At 72.3% G+C, this 18,432-nt stretch carries 17 protein-coding genes and 1 pseudogene; 10 read left to right on the plus strand and 8 right to left on the minus strand.

Going from position 1 to position 18,432, the window contains the following annotated elements:
• The 6 genes and pseudogenes from HTZ82_RS19630 to galU all read right to left on the minus strand — a co-directional run.
• Positions 1–464: pseudogene (locus HTZ82_RS19630) on the minus strand (hypothetical protein); the annotation flags it as partial.
• A gap of 141 nt (positions 465–605) precedes the next feature.
• On the minus strand, positions 606–1,229 hold the full coding sequence (locus tag HTZ82_RS19635; RefSeq protein WP_175410733.1) for a GNAT family N-acetyltransferase: 624 nt from the start codon (positions 1,227–1,229) through the stop codon (positions 606–608).
• Complete coding sequence (locus tag HTZ82_RS19640; RefSeq protein WP_175410734.1) at positions 1,226–1,726, minus strand: molybdenum cofactor biosynthesis protein B; 501 nt, start codon at positions 1,724–1,726, stop codon at positions 1,226–1,228. The genes HTZ82_RS19635 and HTZ82_RS19640 overlap by 4 nt, the downstream gene beginning before the upstream one ends.
• On the minus strand, positions 1,723–2,202 hold the full coding sequence (moaC, locus tag HTZ82_RS19645) for a cyclic pyranopterin monophosphate synthase MoaC (RefSeq protein WP_175410735.1): 480 nt from the start codon (positions 2,200–2,202) through the stop codon (positions 1,723–1,725). The genes HTZ82_RS19640 and moaC overlap by 4 nt, the downstream gene beginning before the upstream one ends.
• 91 nt (positions 2,203–2,293) lie before the next feature.
• Positions 2,294–3,613, minus strand: a complete 1,320-nt coding sequence (gene glp / locus HTZ82_RS19650) for a gephyrin-like molybdotransferase Glp (RefSeq protein WP_175410736.1) — start codon at positions 3,611–3,613, stop codon at positions 2,294–2,296.
• Between the two features lie 5 nt (positions 3,614–3,618).
• Positions 3,619–4,521 carry a UTP--glucose-1-phosphate uridylyltransferase GalU gene (gene galU / locus HTZ82_RS19655; protein WP_175410737.1) on the minus strand — a complete coding sequence of 301 codons (903 nt, stop codon included), beginning with the start codon at positions 4,519–4,521 and terminating at the stop codon, positions 3,619–3,621.
• 194 nt (positions 4,522–4,715) lie between these two features.
• Here galU and HTZ82_RS19660 point away from each other — a divergent pair, with 194 nt between their 5' ends.
• Positions 4,716–5,300: a 5-formyltetrahydrofolate cyclo-ligase gene (locus HTZ82_RS19660; protein ID WP_175410757.1), complete on the plus strand. Its 585-nt coding sequence runs from the start codon at positions 4,716–4,718 to the stop codon at positions 5,298–5,300.
• Positions 5,301–5,339: 39 nt separating this feature from the next.
• On the opposite strand, the gene HTZ82_RS19665 is transcribed toward HTZ82_RS19660, so the two are convergent.
• Positions 5,340–8,156 (minus strand): penicillin acylase family protein, encoded by a 2,817-nt coding sequence (locus tag HTZ82_RS19665; protein ID WP_175410738.1) that lies wholly within the window; start codon positions 8,154–8,156, stop codon positions 5,340–5,342.
• Between the two features lie 361 nt (positions 8,157–8,517).
• Here HTZ82_RS19665 and HTZ82_RS19670 point away from each other — a divergent pair, with 361 nt between their 5' ends.
• From HTZ82_RS19670 to mscL, 6 genes are all read left to right on the plus strand, one after another.
• Positions 8,518–10,014, plus strand: coding sequence for a potassium/proton antiporter (locus HTZ82_RS19670; RefSeq protein WP_175410758.1), 1,497 nt, complete (start codon positions 8,518–8,520; stop codon positions 10,012–10,014).
• A 403-nt stretch (positions 10,015–10,417) separates the two neighbouring features.
• On the plus strand, positions 10,418–11,707 hold the full coding sequence (locus HTZ82_RS19675) for an MFS transporter (protein ID WP_217624352.1): 1,290 nt from the start codon (positions 10,418–10,420) through the stop codon (positions 11,705–11,707).
• Positions 11,708–11,775: 68 nt separating this feature from the next.
• Positions 11,776–12,126 carry an FmdB family zinc ribbon protein gene (locus tag HTZ82_RS19680; protein ID WP_175410740.1) on the plus strand — a complete coding sequence of 117 codons (351 nt, stop codon included), beginning with the start codon at positions 11,776–11,778 and terminating at the stop codon, positions 12,124–12,126.
• A gap of 134 nt (positions 12,127–12,260) precedes the next feature.
• On the plus strand, positions 12,261–13,100 hold the full coding sequence (locus tag HTZ82_RS19685) for an S-methyl-5'-thioadenosine phosphorylase (RefSeq protein WP_175410741.1): 840 nt from the start codon (positions 12,261–12,263) through the stop codon (positions 13,098–13,100).
• 332 nt (positions 13,101–13,432) lie between these two features.
• On the plus strand, positions 13,433–13,984 hold the full coding sequence (locus HTZ82_RS19690; RefSeq protein ID WP_309235573.1) for an RcpC/CpaB family pilus assembly protein: 552 nt from the start codon (positions 13,433–13,435) through the stop codon (positions 13,982–13,984).
• Between the two features lie 72 nt (positions 13,985–14,056).
• Complete coding sequence (gene mscL / locus HTZ82_RS19695) at positions 14,057–14,584, plus strand: large conductance mechanosensitive channel protein MscL (protein WP_217624354.1); 528 nt, start codon at positions 14,057–14,059, stop codon at positions 14,582–14,584.
• A 13-nt stretch (positions 14,585–14,597) separates the two neighbouring features.
• Here the strand turns inward: mscL and HTZ82_RS19700 are convergent, their stop codons facing one another.
• Complete coding sequence (locus HTZ82_RS19700) at positions 14,598–14,807, minus strand: hypothetical protein (RefSeq protein WP_175410742.1); 210 nt, start codon at positions 14,805–14,807, stop codon at positions 14,598–14,600.
• Positions 14,808–14,977: 170 nt separating this feature from the next.
• Between HTZ82_RS19700 and HTZ82_RS19705 the strand changes: the two genes are divergently transcribed.
• From HTZ82_RS19705 to HTZ82_RS19715, 3 genes are all read left to right on the plus strand, one after another.
• Positions 14,978–16,183, plus strand: coding sequence for a low temperature requirement protein A (locus tag HTZ82_RS19705; protein WP_175410743.1), 1,206 nt, complete (start codon positions 14,978–14,980; stop codon positions 16,181–16,183).
• A gap of 123 nt (positions 16,184–16,306) precedes the next feature.
• Positions 16,307–17,425 carry a P1 family peptidase gene (locus tag HTZ82_RS19710; protein WP_175410744.1) on the plus strand — a complete coding sequence of 373 codons (1,119 nt, stop codon included), beginning with the start codon at positions 16,307–16,309 and terminating at the stop codon, positions 17,423–17,425.
• Positions 17,426–17,558: 133 nt separating this feature from the next.
• Positions 17,559–18,332 carry a DUF6227 family protein gene (locus HTZ82_RS19715; protein WP_175410745.1) on the plus strand — a complete coding sequence of 258 codons (774 nt, stop codon included), beginning with the start codon at positions 17,559–17,561 and terminating at the stop codon, positions 18,330–18,332.
• The last annotated feature ends 100 nt before the right edge of the window (positions 18,333–18,432 follow it).

Here is an 18,432-nt window from a genome sequence, read left to right on the forward strand (position 1 = left end):
CGGTCGGGGGCGCGGTCGGTGACACGGTCGGCGGCGCGGTCGGTGTCGGGTGCCGGTGTGCGGGCGCCGGTGCGGTCCGTCGCGCGGCCGGAGGCGCGGTCCGCCGCGCGGTCCGGTGTGCGGTCGCTCGCGCGCGCGGGGGGCGCGTCCGGGAGTTCGAGGCGGGCCTCCGTGTGGTCCGGGGGCGCGGCGAAGGCCCGGACGTCGACCGAGTCGATCTGCTCGGTCTCGGCGTCCGGGTCCACGTCGGGCACCCGCCAGTCCTCGTCGGCGCCGCGGGCGCGCAGCTCCTTGGCGTACCGGCGCTCCATCCCCGCCCGTCCGGACAGGAGCCGGATGGCGGTGCTGAAGCGTTCCGTCGGTCGAGCCTCGTTCAGCTCGTCCTGCCTGCGGAGCCACATCGGCACCAGGTAGGCGGCCCAGGCTCCGACGATGACTGCGTAGATGAGGCCGCTGCTGCTCACGTCTCACACGGTAGAGGTGTTCGCGTGAGCCCATCGGCCAATTGGGCCGGTGTGTCGCACGATCTGGCTGATATCACTGACTTTTTTTGTGATTGTTCAGATCGATTGTGGTCGGCGAACCCCCGAATTCGAACAAGTGAATTATTTTGTCTGGTGTTCCCGGCGCGACCTGTGCCAGCGGCGGACCAGGCCCTCCGGGACCTCCTCCGCCGTCAGCGCGAAGACGAGGTGGTCGCGCCAGGCGCCGTCGATATGGAGGTAGCGCGGGCGCAGGCCCTCCTCGCGGAATCCCAATTTCTCCACGACGCGGCGGCTCGGCACGTTCTCGGGGCGAATGCAGACCTCGATCCGGTGCAGCCCCACCGCGCGGAAGCAGTGGTCGACGGCGAGCGCCACCGCCGTCGGCATGACACCGCGGCCCGCGACATCCTGGTCCACCCAGTAGCCGACGTGCCCGGAGCACATCGAGCCCCAGGTGATCCCGGCGACCGTGAGCTGCCCGACCAGCCGGCCCCGGTACTCGATGACGAACGGCAGCATCCGGCCGGCGTTGGCCTCGGCGCGCAGATGGCGGACCATCTGCCGGTACGTGGGCCGCTGGGCGGGCGGGGAGCCCGGCGGGGGCGGCGGGACGGTGGCCTCCCAGGGGCGCAGCCAGTCGCGGTTGCGCCGGTTGACCTCGCGCCACGCCTTCTGGTCGCGCGCCTTTATGGGGCGCAGGACCACGTCGCCGTCCGCGAGGACCGCCGGCCAGGCGAGGTTCATGACGCCGGTCTCGGGTGGTCGCCGCCGCGGAGCTGGTCGACCGCGTGGACGAGCAGCTTCTCCAGGACGGCGAGGCCGTCGCGTACGCCGCCGGTGGAGCCCGGCAGGTTCACGATCAGGGTGCGGCCCGCGACGCCGGCCAGGCCGCGGGACAGCGCGGCTGTCGGGACCTTGTCGCGGCCGTACGCGCGGATGGCCTCCGGGATGCCGGGGATGTCGTGGTCGAGGACGCGGCGGGTGGCCTCGGGTGTCGCGTCGGTCGGGGAGATGCCGGTGCCGCCCGTGGTGAGGATGACGTCGTACGCGGCGTCGACGCCGGCGCGCAGGGCCGCCTCGACCGGGTCGCCGTCGGGGACGACCTGCGGGCCGTCGACGGCGAAGCCCAGCGCCTTCAGGGCCTCGGCGATGACCGGGCCGCCCTTGTCCTCGTACACGCCGGCCGACGCCCGGTTCGACGCGGTGACGACCAGTGCGCGGTATGTCGGCGCGGGCGTCATGCCCGGCTCCAGTCCCCGGACTTGCCGCCCGTCTTCTCCTCCACCCGTACGTCGGTGATGACGGCGGCCTTGTCCACCGCCTTGACCATGTCCACGACCGTCAGGGCGGCCACGGAGACGGCCGTCAGGGCCTCCATCTCGACGCCCGTGCGGTCCGTGGTCTTCACGGTCGCGGTGATCTCGACGGCGTCGTCCGCGACCGTCAGGTCGAGCTTCACGCCGGAGACCGCGAGCGGGTGGCACAGCGGGATCAGGTCCGGGGTGCGCTTGGCGCCCATGATGCCCGCGATCCGGGCGGTGGCGAGCGCGTCGCCCTTGGGGACGCCCTCGCCGCGCAGCAGCTCCACCACGCGCGGGGAGACGAGGACCCGTCCGCTGGCGCGCGCGGTGCGGGCCGTGACGTCCTTCGCGGAGACGTCCACCATGCGGGCGGCCCCCGCCTCGTCGATGTGGGTCAGGCTGCCTTGCGTACTCACTGCACTCCGCCTCGCGATTCTGGCGCCGGTTGTCTTGTCGGCACGGCGGCAGACACCGTACCGCCACGGCGGCACTTCCCGACGGTCCGGTTCAGCCGATGAGAACCACCTCCAGCTCGCTGCCCGGCTCCACGCGCGTGGTGTCCTCCGGTACGACGAGCAGCGCGTCCGCGTGCGCCAGGGCGGCGATCAGGTGCGAACCGGCACCGCCCACAGGAGTGACGGTACCCGCCTCGGCGTCGTACGTCCCGCGCAGGAACTGGCGCTTGTCCGCGGGCGACGACAGCGGCTTGTCGGCGGAGAGCACGGCACGCGCGCGGGGGCGGTGGACGTCCCTGAGACCCATGAGCGTGCGGATGGCGGGGCGGACGAACAGCTCGAACGACACGTACGAGGAGACAGGGTTGCCCGGCAGGGCGAGCAGCGGGGTGTGGTCGGGGCCGATGGTGCCGAAGCCCTGGGGCTTGCCGGGCTGCATGGCGAGCTTGCGGAACTCGACGCCGCCACCGCCGCCACCGCCGGCGCCGTCGTTCTCCGCGGACGCCGACAGGGCCTCCTTGACGACGTCGTACGCGCCGACGCTGACGCCGCCCGTGGTCACCATCAGGTCGGCGCGGACCAACTGGTCCTCGATGGTGGCGCGGAGGCTGTCCGCGTCGTCCGTGACGGCGCCGACCCGGTAGGCGAGGGCGCCGGCGTCCCGGGCGGCGGCGGCCAGGGCGTAGCTGTTGGAGTCGTAGATCTGGCCGGGGCCCAGCACCTCGCCGGGCTGGACGAGCTCGCTGCCCGTGGAGAGCACGACCACGCGCGGGCGGGGGCGGACCCGGACCGTGCCGCGGCCGATGGCGGCGAGCAGGCCGATCTGCGGCGGGCCGAGCACCGTGCCCGCCGCGAGGGCCAGGTCGCCAGCCTGGACGTCGCTGCCACGCGCGCGTACATGGGCGCGGGCCTCGGCCGGGCGGTGGACGCGGACCTCGCCGCTCGCGCCTTCGGGGGCGGCGCCCGCGGGGCGCATCGTGGTGGCCGCTCCCCCGCCGCTGCCGCCGTCGGTCCACTCGACCGGGACGACCGCCTCGGCGCCGGGCGGGAGGGGGGCGCCGGTCATGATGCGGGCTGCCTGGCCGGGGCCGACCTCGGGCGGCTCGCCGCTGCCCGCCGCGACGTCGCCGACGACGGTGAGGACCGCCGGGAACTCCTCGCTCGCCCCCGCGACGTCGGCCACGCGGACCGCGTAGCCGTCCATGGAGCTGTTGTCGAAGGGCGGCAGGGCGACGGGCACCGTGACGTCGTCGACCAGGACGCAGCCCTGGGCGTCGGGCAGCTGCAGCTCGATGGGGTCGAGCGGGCGGATCGAGGCCAGGACGTCGTCCAGGTGCTCGTCCACCGACCAGGTCGTACGCACAGTGCTCACAGGGCCTACATCTCCTCGGTGACGTATCGCCGGAGCCAGCTACGGAACTCCGGTCCCAGATCTTCACGTTCGCACGCGAGTCTGACAATCGCCCGAAGATAGTCGCCGCGGTCCCCGGTGTCGTAGCGGCGGCCCTTGAAGACGACGCCGTGGACGGGGCCGCCGGTCCGCTCGTCGGTCGCGAGTTTGTGCAGGGCGTCGGTGAGCTGGATCTCGCCGCCGCGGCCCGGCTCCGTCTCGCGCAGTATCCCGAACACGGCCGGGTCCAGGACGTACCGGCCGATGATCGCGTAGTTGCTGGGCGCGTCGGCGGGCTCGGGCTTCTCGACGAGGTCGGTCACCTTGACGACGTCGGCCTCGTTGGTGGGCTCGACGGCGGCGCAGCCGTACAGGTGGATCTGCGCGGGGTCGACCTCCATGAGGGCGACGACGCTGCCGCCCTCACGTTCCTGGACCCCCACCATGCGCGACAGCAGCGGATCGCGCGGGTCGATCAGGTCGTCACCGAGGAGGACGGCGAACGGCTGGTTCCCGACGTGCGGGGCGGCGCACAGCACCGCGTGGCCGAGGCCGCGCGGGTCGCCCTGGCGGACGTAGTGCATGGTCGCCAGGTCGTTCGACTCCTTGATCTTGTCGAGCCGCTCGCGGTCGCCCTTGCGGTAGAGGGCCTCCTCCAGCTCGTAGTTCCGGTCGAAGTGGTCCTCCAGGGGCCGCTTGTTGCGGCCCGTGATCATCAGGACGTCGTGGAGCCCCGCGTCCACGGCCTCCTCCACCACGTACTGGATCGCGGGCTTGTCGACGACAGGCAGCATCTCCTTGGGAGTGGCTTTCGTGGCAGGCAGGAACCGCGTGCCGAGCCCTGCGGCAGGGATGACAGCCTTGCTGATCCTGGGGTGCGACTGAGTCATGCGGAGCACCCTATCCGGTCGGTATGGGCGGAAGATGAGCCTTTGGTTAACTTCCTCCCTATGTAAGCGCATACGAGAGGTTGCGAGGCGACGTGTCCGAGGAATCCGACGAGGTGGCGGGCGGTACGGCGGGGAGCGCCACGGGCTGTACGGGCGGTACGGACGGTACGGCGGGGAGCGTGGAGGCGGCAGGCGTGCCGGACAAGGCGGGCCTGCGGAACCAACTGCTCGCCGCCCGGACCCTGCTGACAGGTGAGGACGTCCGCAGGGCCGCGGCGGTTCTCGCGGAGGCGGCGCTGGAGCTGCCCGAGCTGGCGGAGGCGCGGACGGTCGCCGCGTACGTCTCCGTGGGGCGGGAGCCGGGGACGCGCGCGCTGATCGACGCGCTGCGCGCGCGGGGCGTACGGGTCCTGCTGCCGGTGCTGCTGCCGGACAACGACCTGGACTGGGCGGTGTACGAGGGGCCCGAGACGCTCGTACCCGCCAGGTTCGGGCTGCTGGAGCCGTCGGGCGAGCGGCTGGGCCCTGACGCGGTGGTGGACGCCGACGCGGTGCTGCTGCCGGGGCTCGCCGTGGACGGGCGGGGCGTGCGGCTGGGGCGGGGCGGCGGCTCGTACGACCGCGTCCTGGCCCGCCTCACGCGCGCGGGGGCCGGGCCGGCGCTGGTGGTGCTGCTCTACGCGCACGAGGTGGTCGCGCGGGTCCCGGAGGAGCCGCACGACCACCCCGTACAGGCAGTGGTGACGCCGGAGGGCGTCCACCGTTTTCCGGCGCCTTAAGGGCGGCCGTTTTGTACGGCCACCCTTAGGAGGACCGGTCTACGGCTTCAGGACCAGGTGGTCGGCCTTGCTCCGGTCGACCGCCTGCGGGCTGAACGGCCAGTCGAGCAGCTCGCCCTTGGCCCACTTCTCGGTCTGGTCCGTGTAGTGCGGGTGGTAGGCGTGCCCGGAGGCGCCGGTCAGGTTGATCCACCGGGACTTGTCCCAGTCGCCGACGTTCACGACCATCCGCATCGACGGCACCCAGACGACCTCGTAGCCGCCCGCCGCGTTCCAGCCGGTGGCGTTGACCGCGGCCTCGCCGCCGCTCAGGTTCCACGGGCCCCGGTTGAGCAGGTGCTTCACGATGCCCGGGCCTTCGGTGCCGAGGGTCTGGTTCTCCAGGTTGAGCTGGTGCAGGCGGCCCCAGCTCCACGTGGAGATGTCCTTGCCGAGCTTCGCCGTCAGCTCCCAGCGGGCGTCCCCCATGGCGCGGGCGAGCAGCTGGTCACGGGTCTGCGTGGCGTCCTCCGTACGGGTGGCCGGGGTCTGCCACCAGGCGTTCTTCTCGTCCTTGAGGAGCGGGCGCACCACCTCGTACCAGCGGTCGCCGCCGTCGGGCTGCGCCTGGTCGGCGGCGCGCTGGCCGCATTCCCGTACGAGCTTGTTGCGCTGGTCCTCCGGGACGTTGGGGTCGACCGGCGCGACGTTGAGGCACTCGCCCTTGACGCGCAGCTCCTTGGGGAGCTTGTTGCCGAAGGCCAGCTTCAGGACGTTGCGCCAGACGGCGTTGAAGTAGGCGGCCGCCGCGGAGTCGCTGTCCTGGGTGTAGCGCCAGCCCTCCAGGAGCTTCTGCGCCTCGCGGACGTACGGGTCGGACACGTCGATCTTCAGCAGGTACGGCGTCAGCAGCTTGGCGATCTCGCTGCTGTTGTCCATCTGCATGGTGCGCATGTCGTCGGTGGAGATCTTGCCGCCGTCCTTGATCTTCACCTCGATGAGGTCGTTGATCCGCTGGCTGCGCGAGCCGTAGCCCCAGTCCTTGGTGAGGAGGTGCGGGTAGGCGTCGTCCACGACGGCCTGGTTGGCGGTGGTGATGTAGCCGCGCTTCGGGTTCAGCTCGAACGGCAGGTCGTCGAACGGGACGTAGCTCTTCTTCCAGTCGTACGCGGGCTTCCAGCCGGGCGCCGGGAAGGTGCCGTCGTGGCCCTTGGCGCGGACCGGGATCTTGCCGGGCGCCTGGTAGCCGATGTTGCCCTGGGCGTCGGCGTAGATCAGGTTCTGGGACGGCACCTCGAAGTCGCGGGCGGCGTCGCGGAAGCCCTTGAAGTCCTTGGCGCGGTTCAGCTTGAAGACGGCGTCCATGGACGTGCCCGGGTCGAGCGCGGTCCAGCGCAGGGCCACGGCGTAGCCGTCGCCGCGGTCGGGGGCGTCGTGGGTGACGGGCGCCTTCTGGCCGACCTTCTCCAGCTCGCTGCTGCGGTCGGAGATCAGGGGGCCGTTGTTGGTGGTGCGGACGGTGATGGTGCGGCTGGAGCCGCCGGCGACCTTGATGACCTCGTCGCGGGTCTCGAAGGGCACCTCCTTGGTGCCGCGCAGGTAGCCGCCCTCGGTGACCTTCTCCAGGTAGAGGTCCGTGACGTCGGCGCCGAGGTTGGTGAAGCCCCAGGCGATGTCCTGGTTGTGGCCGATGATCACGCCGGGGAGGCCGGCGAAGGTGTAGCCGGCCACGTCGTAGCGGCAGCTCTCGGTCACGGCGCGGCAGTGCAGGCCCATCTGGTACCAGACGGACGGGAGCTGCGGGGAGAGGTGCGGGTCGTTGGCCAGGAGCGGCTTGCCGGTGGTCGTGTGGTCGCCGTCCACGACCCAGGAGTTGGAGCCGATGCCGTGGCCGTTGGGGCCGAGGAGGGCGGGGATCCGGTCGAGGGTCTCGGCGAGGGCGCCGAGCTGCGACTGGAAGCCGTTCTCGGCGCCCCGTGTGCCGTTCTGGAGGCCGGTGCCGGTGCCCGTGCCGGTGCCGGTGCCTGTCCCCGTACCGGTGCCAGTTCCTGTCCCCGTGCCCGTGCCCGTGCCCGTACCGGTGCCGTTCTCGCTGTTCTCGCCGTCCTCTCCGTCCTCGTCGCTCTTGCCGTCGCCCGGCGCCTTGAAGCCGTCGAGGACGGGGCGGTGGAGGTCGTACGGGTAGTCCGGGTACAGCTCCTTGACCTGCTTCTCGCTGAGCCGGCTCATCATCAGGGAGCGGTCGATCTCGTCCTGCATGTTGCCGCGCAGGTCCCAGGCCATGGCCTTCAGCCAGGCGATCGAGTCGACGGGGGTCCACGGCTCGATCGTGTAGTCGCTGACGAAGGACAGCGCCGAGTACTCGACGGAGATGTCGCGGACCTTCTTGTCCTTGAGGTACGCGTTGACGCCCGCCGTGTACGCCTGGAGGTTCTTCTTGGTCTCCTCGGACAGCTTGGTGTCGTACTCCTCCTGCGCCACCCGGTGCCAGCCGAGCGTACGGAGGAAGGCGTCGGTGTCGACGAGGTCCTCGCCGAGCATCTCAGAGAGGCGGCCCGCCGTCATGTGCCGGCGCACGTCCATCTCCCAGAAGCGGTCCTGCGCCTGGACGTAGCCCTGGGCGCGGAACAGGTCCTCGTCGGTGGAGGCGTAGATCTGCGGCACGCCGTACGCGTCGCGCTTGACGTCGACGGGGCCGGACAGGCCGGGCAGCTGGAGCGTCCCGGTGGTCTGCGGGAAGGGCGCCCGCACGGTACTGACGCCCCAGTAGGCGCCGTAGCCGACGCCCGCGACAAGCGCCAGCACCAGGGCGATCACGAGCAAGCGGGCACGTCGCCCCTTCTTCTTGGTGGAAGAGACGGTGGTGTTGGCGGGCATCGCTGTCCTTCGAGGCGCAGGCTTGATCCTGGAGTGCTGGGAGCAACCATAGGCGCAGCGCCCATCGGGCCCGGACTCGGTGTCAGTAAGGAGGCATTTGCCCGGTGCTCACGGCGTCCGGGGGTGCACCGGCAGGAGTCCGGGAGGCGTACCGGGACGCGTACCGGCAGCAGTCCCGGCAGGAGTCCCGGCAGGAGTCCCGGTCCTTGAGACGCCGCGGTTCAAGCGTCAAGGAAGCATTAAAGATTAGGTAAGGTAACGAAGTACCGGCTGACGGGATCCACACCGCACGGCCAGCCATATCCCCACATGCCTTGTTTAGCTCACATACCGTCACGCCAGTACCTGGAAGGATCCGCCCCTGACTGTCGACCGGCTCAACGAACTCCTGCTCATCGGCTCGCTCGTCCTGCTCGTCGCCGTCGTGGCGGTGCGGGTCTCGTCCCGCAGCGGGCTGCCCAGCCTGCTCCTGTACCTCGGCATCGGTGTCGCCATCGGCCAGGACGGCATCGGCAACGTCGCCTTCGACAACGCCGAGCTGACCCAGGTCATCGGATACGGCGCGCTCGTCGTGATCCTCGCCGAGGGCGGCCTGGGCACGAAGTGGCAGGAGATCAGACCCGCGCTGCCCGCGGCGTCCGTACTCGCCACCGTCGGCATCGCGGTGAGCGTGGGCATCACGGCGGCCGCCGCGCACTACCTGGTGGGACTCGAATGGCGGCAGGCGCTGCTCATCGGCGCCGTCGTCTCCTCGACGGACGCCGCCGCCGTGTTCTCCGTGCTGCGGAAAGTGCCCCTCCCCGCGCGCGTGACGGGCACGCTGGAGGCCGAGTCCGGGTTCAACGACGCGCCCGTGGTGATCCTGGTGGTCGCCTTCTCCACGGCGGGACCCGTCGAGAGCTGGTACTTCCTGGTCGGGAAGATCGCCCTGGAGCTGGCCATCGGCGCCGCCATCGGCCTCGCGGTCGGGTTCCTGGGCTCGTACGGACTGAAGCGCGTCGCGCTGCCGGCCTCCGGCCTGTACCCGATCGCAGTCATGGCGATCGCCGTCACCGCGTACGCCGCCGGGGCCCTGGCGCACGGCAGCGGCTTCCTCGCGGTCTACCTGGCCTCCGTGGTCCTCGGCAACGCCAGGCTGCCGCACCAGCCCGCCAACCGCGGGTTCGCGGAAGGACTGGGCTGGATCGCGCAGATCGGGATGTTCGTCCTGCTCGGGCTGCTGGTGACGCCGCACGAGCTGCTGGAGGACTTCTGGCCGGCGGTGGCGATCGGGCTCGTCCTGACGGTCGTGGCACGGCCCGTGTCGGTCCTGCTGAGCCTGCTGCCGTTCCGTATCGCCTGGCAGGAGCAGGTGCTGATGTCGTGGGCCGGGCTGCGCGGCGCCGTACCCATCATCCTGGCGACCATTCCGATGGTGACCGGGATCGAGGGCAGCCGGAAGGTCTTCAACATCGTCTTCGTGCTGGTCGTCGTGTACACGCTCGTCCAGGCTCCGACGCTGCCCTGGCTGGCGAAGCTGCTGCGGCTCGGGAACGGGGCCGAGGCCACCGACCTGGGGGTCGAGTCGGCGCCCCTGGAGCGGCTGCGCGGGCATCTGCTGTCGCTGTCGATCCCGGAGCGGTCCAAGATGCACGGCGTCGAGGTCGCGGAGCTGCGGCTGCCCCAGGGGGCAGCGGTCACGCTCGTCGTACGGGACGGCAAGAGCTTCGTGCCGTCCCCCGCGACGGTGCTGCGGCGCGGCGACGAACTGCTGGTCGTGGCGACCGACCCGGTGCGGGACGCGGCAGAACGGCGGCTGCGGGCCGTCGGGCGCGGCGGCAAGCTGGCCGGCTGGCTGGGAACGGGCGGGGCGTCTTAGACGTTGGGCGCTTGCGGGCGCCTTGCGGGCGCCTTGCGGGCGCCTTGCGGGCGAGGGGTGGGCGGAGGCCTTGCGGGCGGCTCGCGGGTGCCTTGCGGGCGGCTCGCGGGCGCCGTGCGGGCGAGGCGTGCCGGAATCGGAGGCCAGTGGCGTTACGCGTCGCCTATTTCACAGGCACCGCAGGCGCTTCTCCCTGTAGCATGAAGGCACACTGATCGACCAACTCTGCCTGATGCAGAGCTGGCGCGACCGTATGGCGGCCGAGTCTCCCCATCCGCGGGGCTCCGGTATCTACCGCGCTTCCGCGCAAGAGGACAGCTCTCGGCGGCTCCCGACACCCAGGGGAGCGCTACCAGGCGGCAGAAAGGCACGGGCCGTGGCATCCACGGTCACCTCTGACGCGATGAAGCGTCCCGGATACGGGCAGCTCCTGCGCACCCCTGGCGCATGGACGTTCCTGCTTCCCGGCTTCGCGGCGCGGCAGCCGTTCGCGATGCTGACCATCGGCATCGTCCTCCTCGTGCAGCACACCACCGGCTCGTACGGCACCGCCGGCGCCGTCGCGGCCGTCACCGGCGTCTCCATGGCGCTGTTCGCCCCGCAGAGCGGCAAGCTCGCGGACCGCTTCGGGCAGCGCGCCGTCCTGATCCCGGGTGTGCTGGTGCACACCGCGTCGGTCTCCCTGCTGACGGCGCTCGCGCTGGCCGGCGCGCCCCTGTGGGCGCTGTTCGCGGCCGCCGTGCCCAGCGGCGCCTCCGTACCGCAGGTCGGGCCCATGGTTCGGGCCCGCTGGGCGGCCAAGCTGGAAGGCCCGCAGGGCGGCGCGACAGGGCGCTCACCGCTCATGTCGACGGCCGCCGCCTTCGAGTCCGTCACCGACGAGTTCACGTTCGTCGTGGGCCCCGTCCTGGCGACCGCCCTGTGCACCGGCGTCCACCCGGCGGCCGGCCTGGTCGCCGAGGCGTTCCTCACCCTGGCCGGCGGCCTCCTCTTCGCCGCCCAGAAGCGCACCCAGCCCGCCCACGGCCTGCTGGACGCCGCCGCCGCGCGGCAGCCGCGCACGTCGGCGCTCTCGGTGCCGGGCGTCCGCGTCCTGGCCGTGGCGTTCCTCGGCATCGGATCGGTCTTCGGCGGTATGCAGGTCTCGCTGACCGCGTTCACGGAGGAGATCGGCAACCCCGGCGCCAACGGACTCCTGTACGGCCTGTTCGCCGCCGGCAACATGCTGGCGGGCATCGCCGTCGGCGCGATCGCCTGGAAGACCGGCCCGCGGCGTCGCCTGATCGTCGGGTACGCGGCGCTGACCGTGGCCGCGTCGCTGCTGTGGTCGGCGCAGTCCGTGGCGCTGCTCGGCGCGCTGGGCCTGGTCGTGGGCCTGTGCATCGCGCCCGCGCTGATCAGCGGCTACACCCTGGTCGAGTCCCTGGTGCCGGCGTCCGCGCGTACGGAGGCGTTCACCTGGCTGACCGGTGCCGTCGCACTGGGCCAGGCCGCCGCCGTGACGGCCGCAGGGCGGCTCGCGGACGGGTACGGCTCGGCCGCCGGGTTCCTCGTACCGCTGGGCGGTACGGCGCTGGCGCTGGTCACCCTGGTGGCGCTGCGGTCGCGGCTCGCGGCGCGGCCCGCCGGGCTACCCACGGCACGGACCGTGGCGCGTGGCATCGGTCACCGCGTGCCGGTGACGGTGGACTGACGCGACGGAATGCGTCACTATTGTTCGTCGTTAGCACTCATCGAGTGAGAGTGCCAGGAGGAAGACAAGTGCCGACCTACCAGTACCAGTGCACCGAGTGCGGCGAGGGCCTCGAGGCGGTGCAGAAGTTCACCGACGACGCCCTGACCGAGTGCCCGAGCTGCCAGGGACGCCTCAAGAAGGTGTTCTCGGCGGTCGGCATCGTCTTCAAGGGCTCCGGCTTCTACCGCAACGACAGCCGTGGCGCGTCGTCGAGCAGCTCGCCTGCCGGGGCGAAGTCCTCGTCCTCGTCCTCCGCGTCGGCGTCCTCGTCCGGCTCGTCGTCTTCGTCGGGCTCGTCCTCGTCCTCGTCGTCGGACGCGAAGCCCGCGGCGTCGAGCAGCGGCGGCGGCAGCGGCAGCAGCAGCTCGGCCGCCTGAGCGGCGGAGCCGCCTGAGCGGCGGAGCGCTGCCCGTCTTCGTCCTTGAGGCCCTGCCGTTCCGTACGGCGGGGCCTCAGGCGTCCGTGGAGGCCCGGTCCCCGTCCGGGACGGGCCGCGTCTAGGGTGAGCGGCATGGCGACGACGAACGCAGAGATCGGCGTGATCGGCGGCTCCGGCTTCTACTCCTTCCTGGAGGACGTGACCGAGGTCGAGGTCCCCACCCCGTACGGCAGCCCCAGCGACTCCCTGTTCCTCGGCGAGATCGCCGGGCGCCGGGTCGCCTTCCTGCCCCGGCACGGCCGCGAACACCGGCTGCCGCCGCACCGCATCAACTACCGGGCCAACCTGTGGGCGCTGCGCTCGGTCGGCGTGCGGCAGATCCTCGGACCGTGCGCGGTCGGCGGGCTGCGCGCGGAGTACGGGCCCGGCACGCTGCTGGTGCCGGACCAGCTGGTGGACCGTACGAAGTCGCGCGTCCAGACCTACTTCGACGGGGAGCCGCTGCCGGACGGCACGGTGCCGAACGTCGTCCACACGACGTTCGCCGACCCGTACTGCCCGGACGGGCGCAAGGCCGCGCTGCTGGCCGCGCAGGGCCGGAACTGGGCCGCGGTGGACGGCGGCACGATGGTCGTCGTGGAGGGCCCGCGCTTCTCGACGCGGGCCGAGTCGCGGTGGCACGCGGCCATGGGCTGGTCCGTCGTCGGCATGACCGGCCACCCCGAGGCGGTCCTGGCCCGGGAACTGGGCCTCTGCTACACGTCGATGGCCCTGGTGACGGACCTCGACGCGGGCGCCGAGACCGGCGAGGGCGTCTCGCACACGGAGGTGCTGCGGGTGTTCGGGGAGAACGTCGAGCGGCTGCGCGCGGTGCTCTTCGACGCGGTGGGCGCGCTGCCGGAGACGGATGCGCGGGCCTGCCTCTGCACGCATGCCCACGACGGCTGGGACCTGGGGATCGAGCTGCCTTAGCGGGACCGGGAGCGGAAGCGGGACCGAGCGCGGGCGCGGCGCGGCCTCGGCTGCTTCTCCACTCATGGGGGTGAGGGAGTTTTCCCCAGGTGGGCGGTGGTCCACAGGCTCCGGCGGGGAGGACGGAAAGACGGGAGAGTGAGGGACGTCGGCGGACGGCCGGCGGCGTTCCTCACGAACAGGCGGTGACGACCATGCACTCCTGCACGCCCACTCCTTCTTCTGCTGCTCCTGCTTCTGCTGCTCCTGCTTCTGCTGCTCCTGCTTCTGCTGCTCCTGCTGCTTCGCTCGCGCCTTCCCTCGCGCCTTCGTTCGTGCCCGAGAGGTGTGCGGTGCCGCAGTTCGCGCCGCTGCGGGTGCGGGGCGGGCGGTACCGGCTGCGGCGGGCGGTGCGGCGCAGGCGGCGGGCCGTGGCGGCCGGCCTGGCGATGACCGCTGCGGCGCTGGCCGCGTCGGGGTTCCGTGAACCGGTGGAGCCGGCGGCGCAGGTGGCCGAGCGGCGGCCGGGGGCGGAGGCGCCCCGTACGGTGGCTGTGACGGCGCGGCCGGTGGAACTGGTGTCCGCTCCGGTGCGGATCGCGGACGGTGAGACGGTGCGGCTGCTGCGGCCGGGAGACCGCGTGGACGTGATCGCCGCGCCCGTGGCCACGGGGATGCCGCCCGACGGCGGCCCGGAGGCGCGGGTCGTGGCGGCCGGCGTACGGGTGACGGATGTGCCCCGCCCGGAGGGCGGCCATGGTCACGGCGAGGACGCTGATGCTGGTGCCCTCGCCGGTGCCGGCGGCGGTGGTGGGGCGCTGGTGGTGCTGGCGGTGCCACGGGCGACCGCGACGGATCTGGCCATGGCGGCCGCCACCTCCAGTCTGGCGGTGACGCTGTGCTGAGTCGCACGGACGGCCAGGTGAGTCACCGGTCCGTGTGTACGGATTGGACGGCCGCGCGCCATGCGGGGCGTAATGGCTGCGCCCAATGCACATGCGTCGACGAAAGGCACCGTGGTGACCCAGGAGAACAGGACGAGCCTGCTGGAAGGCTTCAAGGCGTTCCTGATGCGGGGGAACGTGGTCGATCTGGCGGTGGCTGTGGTCATCGGCGCCGCCTTCACCAACATCGTCAACTCCGTGGTGAAGGGCGTGATCAGCCCGATCGTCGGGGCCTTCGGCACCCAGAACCTGGACAGCTACCAGGCGTGCCTGAAGGGCCCGTGTGTGGTGACGAACGGCGAGGTCACGAGTGGTGTCACCATCCTGTGGGGCTCCGTCCTCAGCGCCACGCTCAGCTTCCTGATCACCGCGGCCGTCGTGTACTTCCTGATGGTGCTGCCCATGGCGAAGTACCTGGCGCGGCGCAACGCCCGCGACAAGGAGCTGGAGAGCGTCAAGGAGACGCTGGAGGTCACCGAGCTGGAGGTCCTCAAGGAGATCCGGGACACGCTCGTTCAGCAGCGCGGCGGCGAGACGGCCGGCGCGGGCGTCCGCAGCTGACGGCCGCTCCTCCTCAGAGGTGGTGCGGCGGCTTCTCGTCGAGGAAGCGCGCCAGATCCTCGGCGGGACCGTCGCCGCCCGGAGCCCGCTCACCCCACCCGCGGTCCGTATCGTCCGCGGACGGCTGGTCCAGCGGATCGTCGAAGATCAGCGCCGGCGGCTTCTTCCGGTCGCCGGGCCGGGGCTTCGAGGCGCGCGGGCCAGGGGTGGGGGCGGTGCTCATACATTCAGCGTACGCCGCTCCGAGCCGCGTGTTCAGCCGGTGGTGGCCCTGCCGGAGGCGGCTCTGCGGGCCCGCTCGGGCCCGCGGGGGCCTTCGCCGGGCAGCGCCGGTGCAAGGCTGACGGGCGCGTCCGGCGGCTCCTTCGCGCTCCCTCTGCTGTGCTGTGGTCCATGACACACCCGACACCCGCAGCGCGGCCCCTGAGGCCCCTGGTGTCGCGGGACCGCGACCAGGAACACCGCGCCGCGACACCACTCGAGCTGTTCTTCGACCTGTGTTTCGTCGTGGCGGTCGCCCAGGCGGGCATCCAGCTCGTGCACGCCGTGGCGGAGGACCATGCCGGTGAGGGCGTCCTCAGCTACGCGATGGCCTTCTTCGCCATCTGGTGGGCGTGGATGAACTTCACGTGGTTCGCCTCGGCGTACGACAACGACGACGCCCTCTACCGTCTGGTGACCTTCGTCCAGATCGCCGGTGTACTGATCCTGGCGGCGGGCATCTCCGACGCGTTCACCGAGCGGGACTTCTTCTTCGTGTGGCTCGGCTACGTCGTGATGCGCGTCGCGCTCGCCTCGCAGTGGCTGCGGGCGGCCCGGCACGCGTCGGGCGCCGAGCGGACGATGGCGCTGCGGTACGCGGCGGGGGTGCTGCTCTGCCAGGTGGGCTGGACGGCCCTGCTGTTCACGCCGGAGTCGGTACTGCCCTGGGTGTTCCTGGTGATGGCGCTCGCGGAGCTGTCGGTGCCGATGCTCGCCGAACGGCACTTCAGTACGAGCTGGCACGCGCACCACATCGCGGAACGGTACGGGCTGTTCACCATCATCGTGCTCGGCGAGACGATCGCGGCGGCGACGGTGGCGGTCAAGTCGGGCCTTGAGGAGAACGACGCGCTCGACGAACTGCTGCCGATCGCGGCAGGCGGGCTGCTGCTGGTGTTCTCCGCCTGGTGGATCTATTTCGTCGTCCCCGCCCACTCCCGGCTCCGCTCCAACAGGGAGGGGTTCCTGTGGGGCTACGGGCACTACCTGATCTTCGCGTCGGCCGCGGCGATCGGCGCGGGTCTGGAGGTGGCGGTGGAGCAGGCCGTCGGAGAGGCGCACATCTCGGTGAGGGCCGCGTCGGCGGCGGTGACGCTGCCGACGGCGCTGTTCCTGCTGCTGGTGTGGGTGCTGCACGCGCGGTACTTCAAGGTGGGCATCGCCCAGCAGCTCGTCCTGCCGTGCGCGGCACTGGGCGTCCTGCTCTGCACGTTCGCGGGCCACTGGGCGGTCCTGGCGGCAGGCCTGGTCGCCGCCGCGGCGGTAGCCACGGGCCTGGCCCTGACGGCCCGCATGGCGCCCCGGGAATCCGTGGTGGCGAGGGCGGGGGCGGGGTAGAGGGCGGGGCGGGACCTGGGGGGTTGGGGGGGGTGGGCCCCCCGGGGGCGGGCATGGGGGTCGGCGGCGGGAAAGGGGCGGGGTGGGTGTCCCGTTGGGGGGTGGGCGTGTTAGGGAGGGGGCATGGACGACGGTGTCGGTGTCGCGGGTGCCCTGGACGGGCTGACGGATGTGGCGGGGCTTCGGGTCGGGCATGCGCGGGTGCCGGGCGACGGGGCCTTGAGCGGGACGACGGTGGTGCTGGCTCCGGAGGGCGGGGCGGTCGCGGCCGTGGACGTACGGGGCGGGGGCCCGGGTACGCGCGAGACGGACGCGCTGGACCCGCGCAACCTGGTGCAGCGTGTGGAGGCCGTGGTCCTGACGGGCGGCAGCGCGTTCGGGCTGGACGCGGCGTCCGGGGTCATGGGGTGGATGGAGGAGCGGGGGCGGGGGGTGAGAGTGGGAGCGGGGCCCACCCAGGTGGTGCCGGTGGTTCCGGCGGCGTGCCTGTTCGACCTGGGGCGGGGCGGCGACTGGCGGGCCAGGCCCGACGCGGCGACCGGCCGGGCGGCGGTGGAGGCGGCCGCCGCGACCCGGCCGGGTACGGCCGTGGAGTGCGGCTCCGTGGGCGCGGGCACCGGGGCGGTCGTGGGCGGGCTGCGGGGTGGCGTCGGGACGGCGAGCACCGTGCTGGAGGGTTCGGGTGTGACGGTGGCCGCGCTGGTGGTGGCCAACGGGGTCGGCTCGCCGGTCGATCCGGCGACGGGGGTGCTGTACGGGGCGTACGGCGACGCGCATTTCGCGGCGGAGGGCGGTGCGGGGCGGCTCGCGTACCCGGAGCCGGAGGTGCACGCTGCCGCGTCGGTGCGGCTCGCGGAGGCGCGGGAACGCAGCGGCATGCCGCCCATGAACACGACGCTGGTGGTCGTGGGCACGGACGCCGATCTGACGCGGGCCCAGGCGCAGAAGGTCGCGGGGACGGCGCACGACGGCATTGCGCGCGCCGTGCGGCCGGTGCACCTGCTGAACGACGGGGACACGGTGTTCACGCTCGCGACGGGCGCACGCCGGCTCACGGAGGGGCGCGACCCGCTGGCCCTCAACGCGGTGCTCGCGGCGAGCGCGGACGTCGTGGCGCGGGCGATCGTGCGGGCGGTGCTGGCCGCGGACGCCGTCTCGGGGCCGGGCGGGGACTTCCCTTCGTACCGGGGGCTCTACGGCCCGCTGCCGGGTATGAACTGGCGTACGAGAGCGAGGCATTGACCGGCGGAGCCGGGGGCGCGCAGGAACTCGCTCCGTGCGCCCTTCGTTTCCTGGAAGCCGGACGCGTTGTCGTACCGAGGCACTACCTTGAGCAAGCATCGAGTAACACGCGGCGACGGCCTGGAGACCCATCTTGAACGATCCGATCGATCGGAACGATCCGTACGAGACCACGGAGCAGCACGTCGAGCGGCTCCTGGGTCGGGCGCTCAACTCCTTCGACCTGCCCGATGCCCTGGTCGAGCGGCTCCGCACGGCGCTGGCCCACGCCAGTGCGCTGCACGCCTCGCACCACAGCGCGGCGCTCCACCGCGCGACGTACCGTCATACGTATCTGCTGGCGGACGGGGCGTCGTTGACGCTGTGGGAGCTGGTGCACCACCGGGGTGCGGACGGCCGGGACCATCATGAGCTGTACGCGGACAAGGCGGAGGTGCGGCTGGCCGCGGCCCGCCTGTCGGAGGCGTTCGGCTTCCCGGACGCCGTGGGGCTGGCCGATCCGCTGGACGACGACCTGGACGCGGACCTGGAGCTGCTGAGCGCGCTGCTGACGCGCCCGCCGGCGCCGGCGCCGCGCATGTACGTGCCGGACGACTCGGCGGACCACGCGCGCCGCGTGCTGCGGCGCGCGGAGAACGCGGACCGTCCGGGGGACGCGGTCGCGGCGCGGCTGCGGGGCGCGTTCGCGCACCACATCCAGCAGGTGTTCGGGCGGCAGTGCAGCGTGGCGGGGAAGGACGCGGGCTTCTCGCTGTACGAGCACGCGTTCCTGCTGCTGGACGGCAGCGAGATGAGCGTGTGGGAGGTCGAGCACACGGCGACGCCGGACGGGCGCCACATGTGCGAGGTGTACGAGGACGAGCGCACGGCGCGGACCGCGATGGAGCTGCGGGCGCGGGTGCGCTGAGGAGCGGCCCGGCGGAGGGACGGCCGTCGGTGACCGTCCGTCCGCCGGGCCTGTGTGACGCCGTCTGCCCGCCCGGGCCTTGTGCGACGCCGTCCGGCCG

Source organism: Streptomyces sp. TRM64462, from assembly GCF_013362995.1.
Classification (GTDB): domain Bacteria; phylum Actinomycetota; class Actinomycetes; order Streptomycetales; family Streptomycetaceae; genus Streptomyces.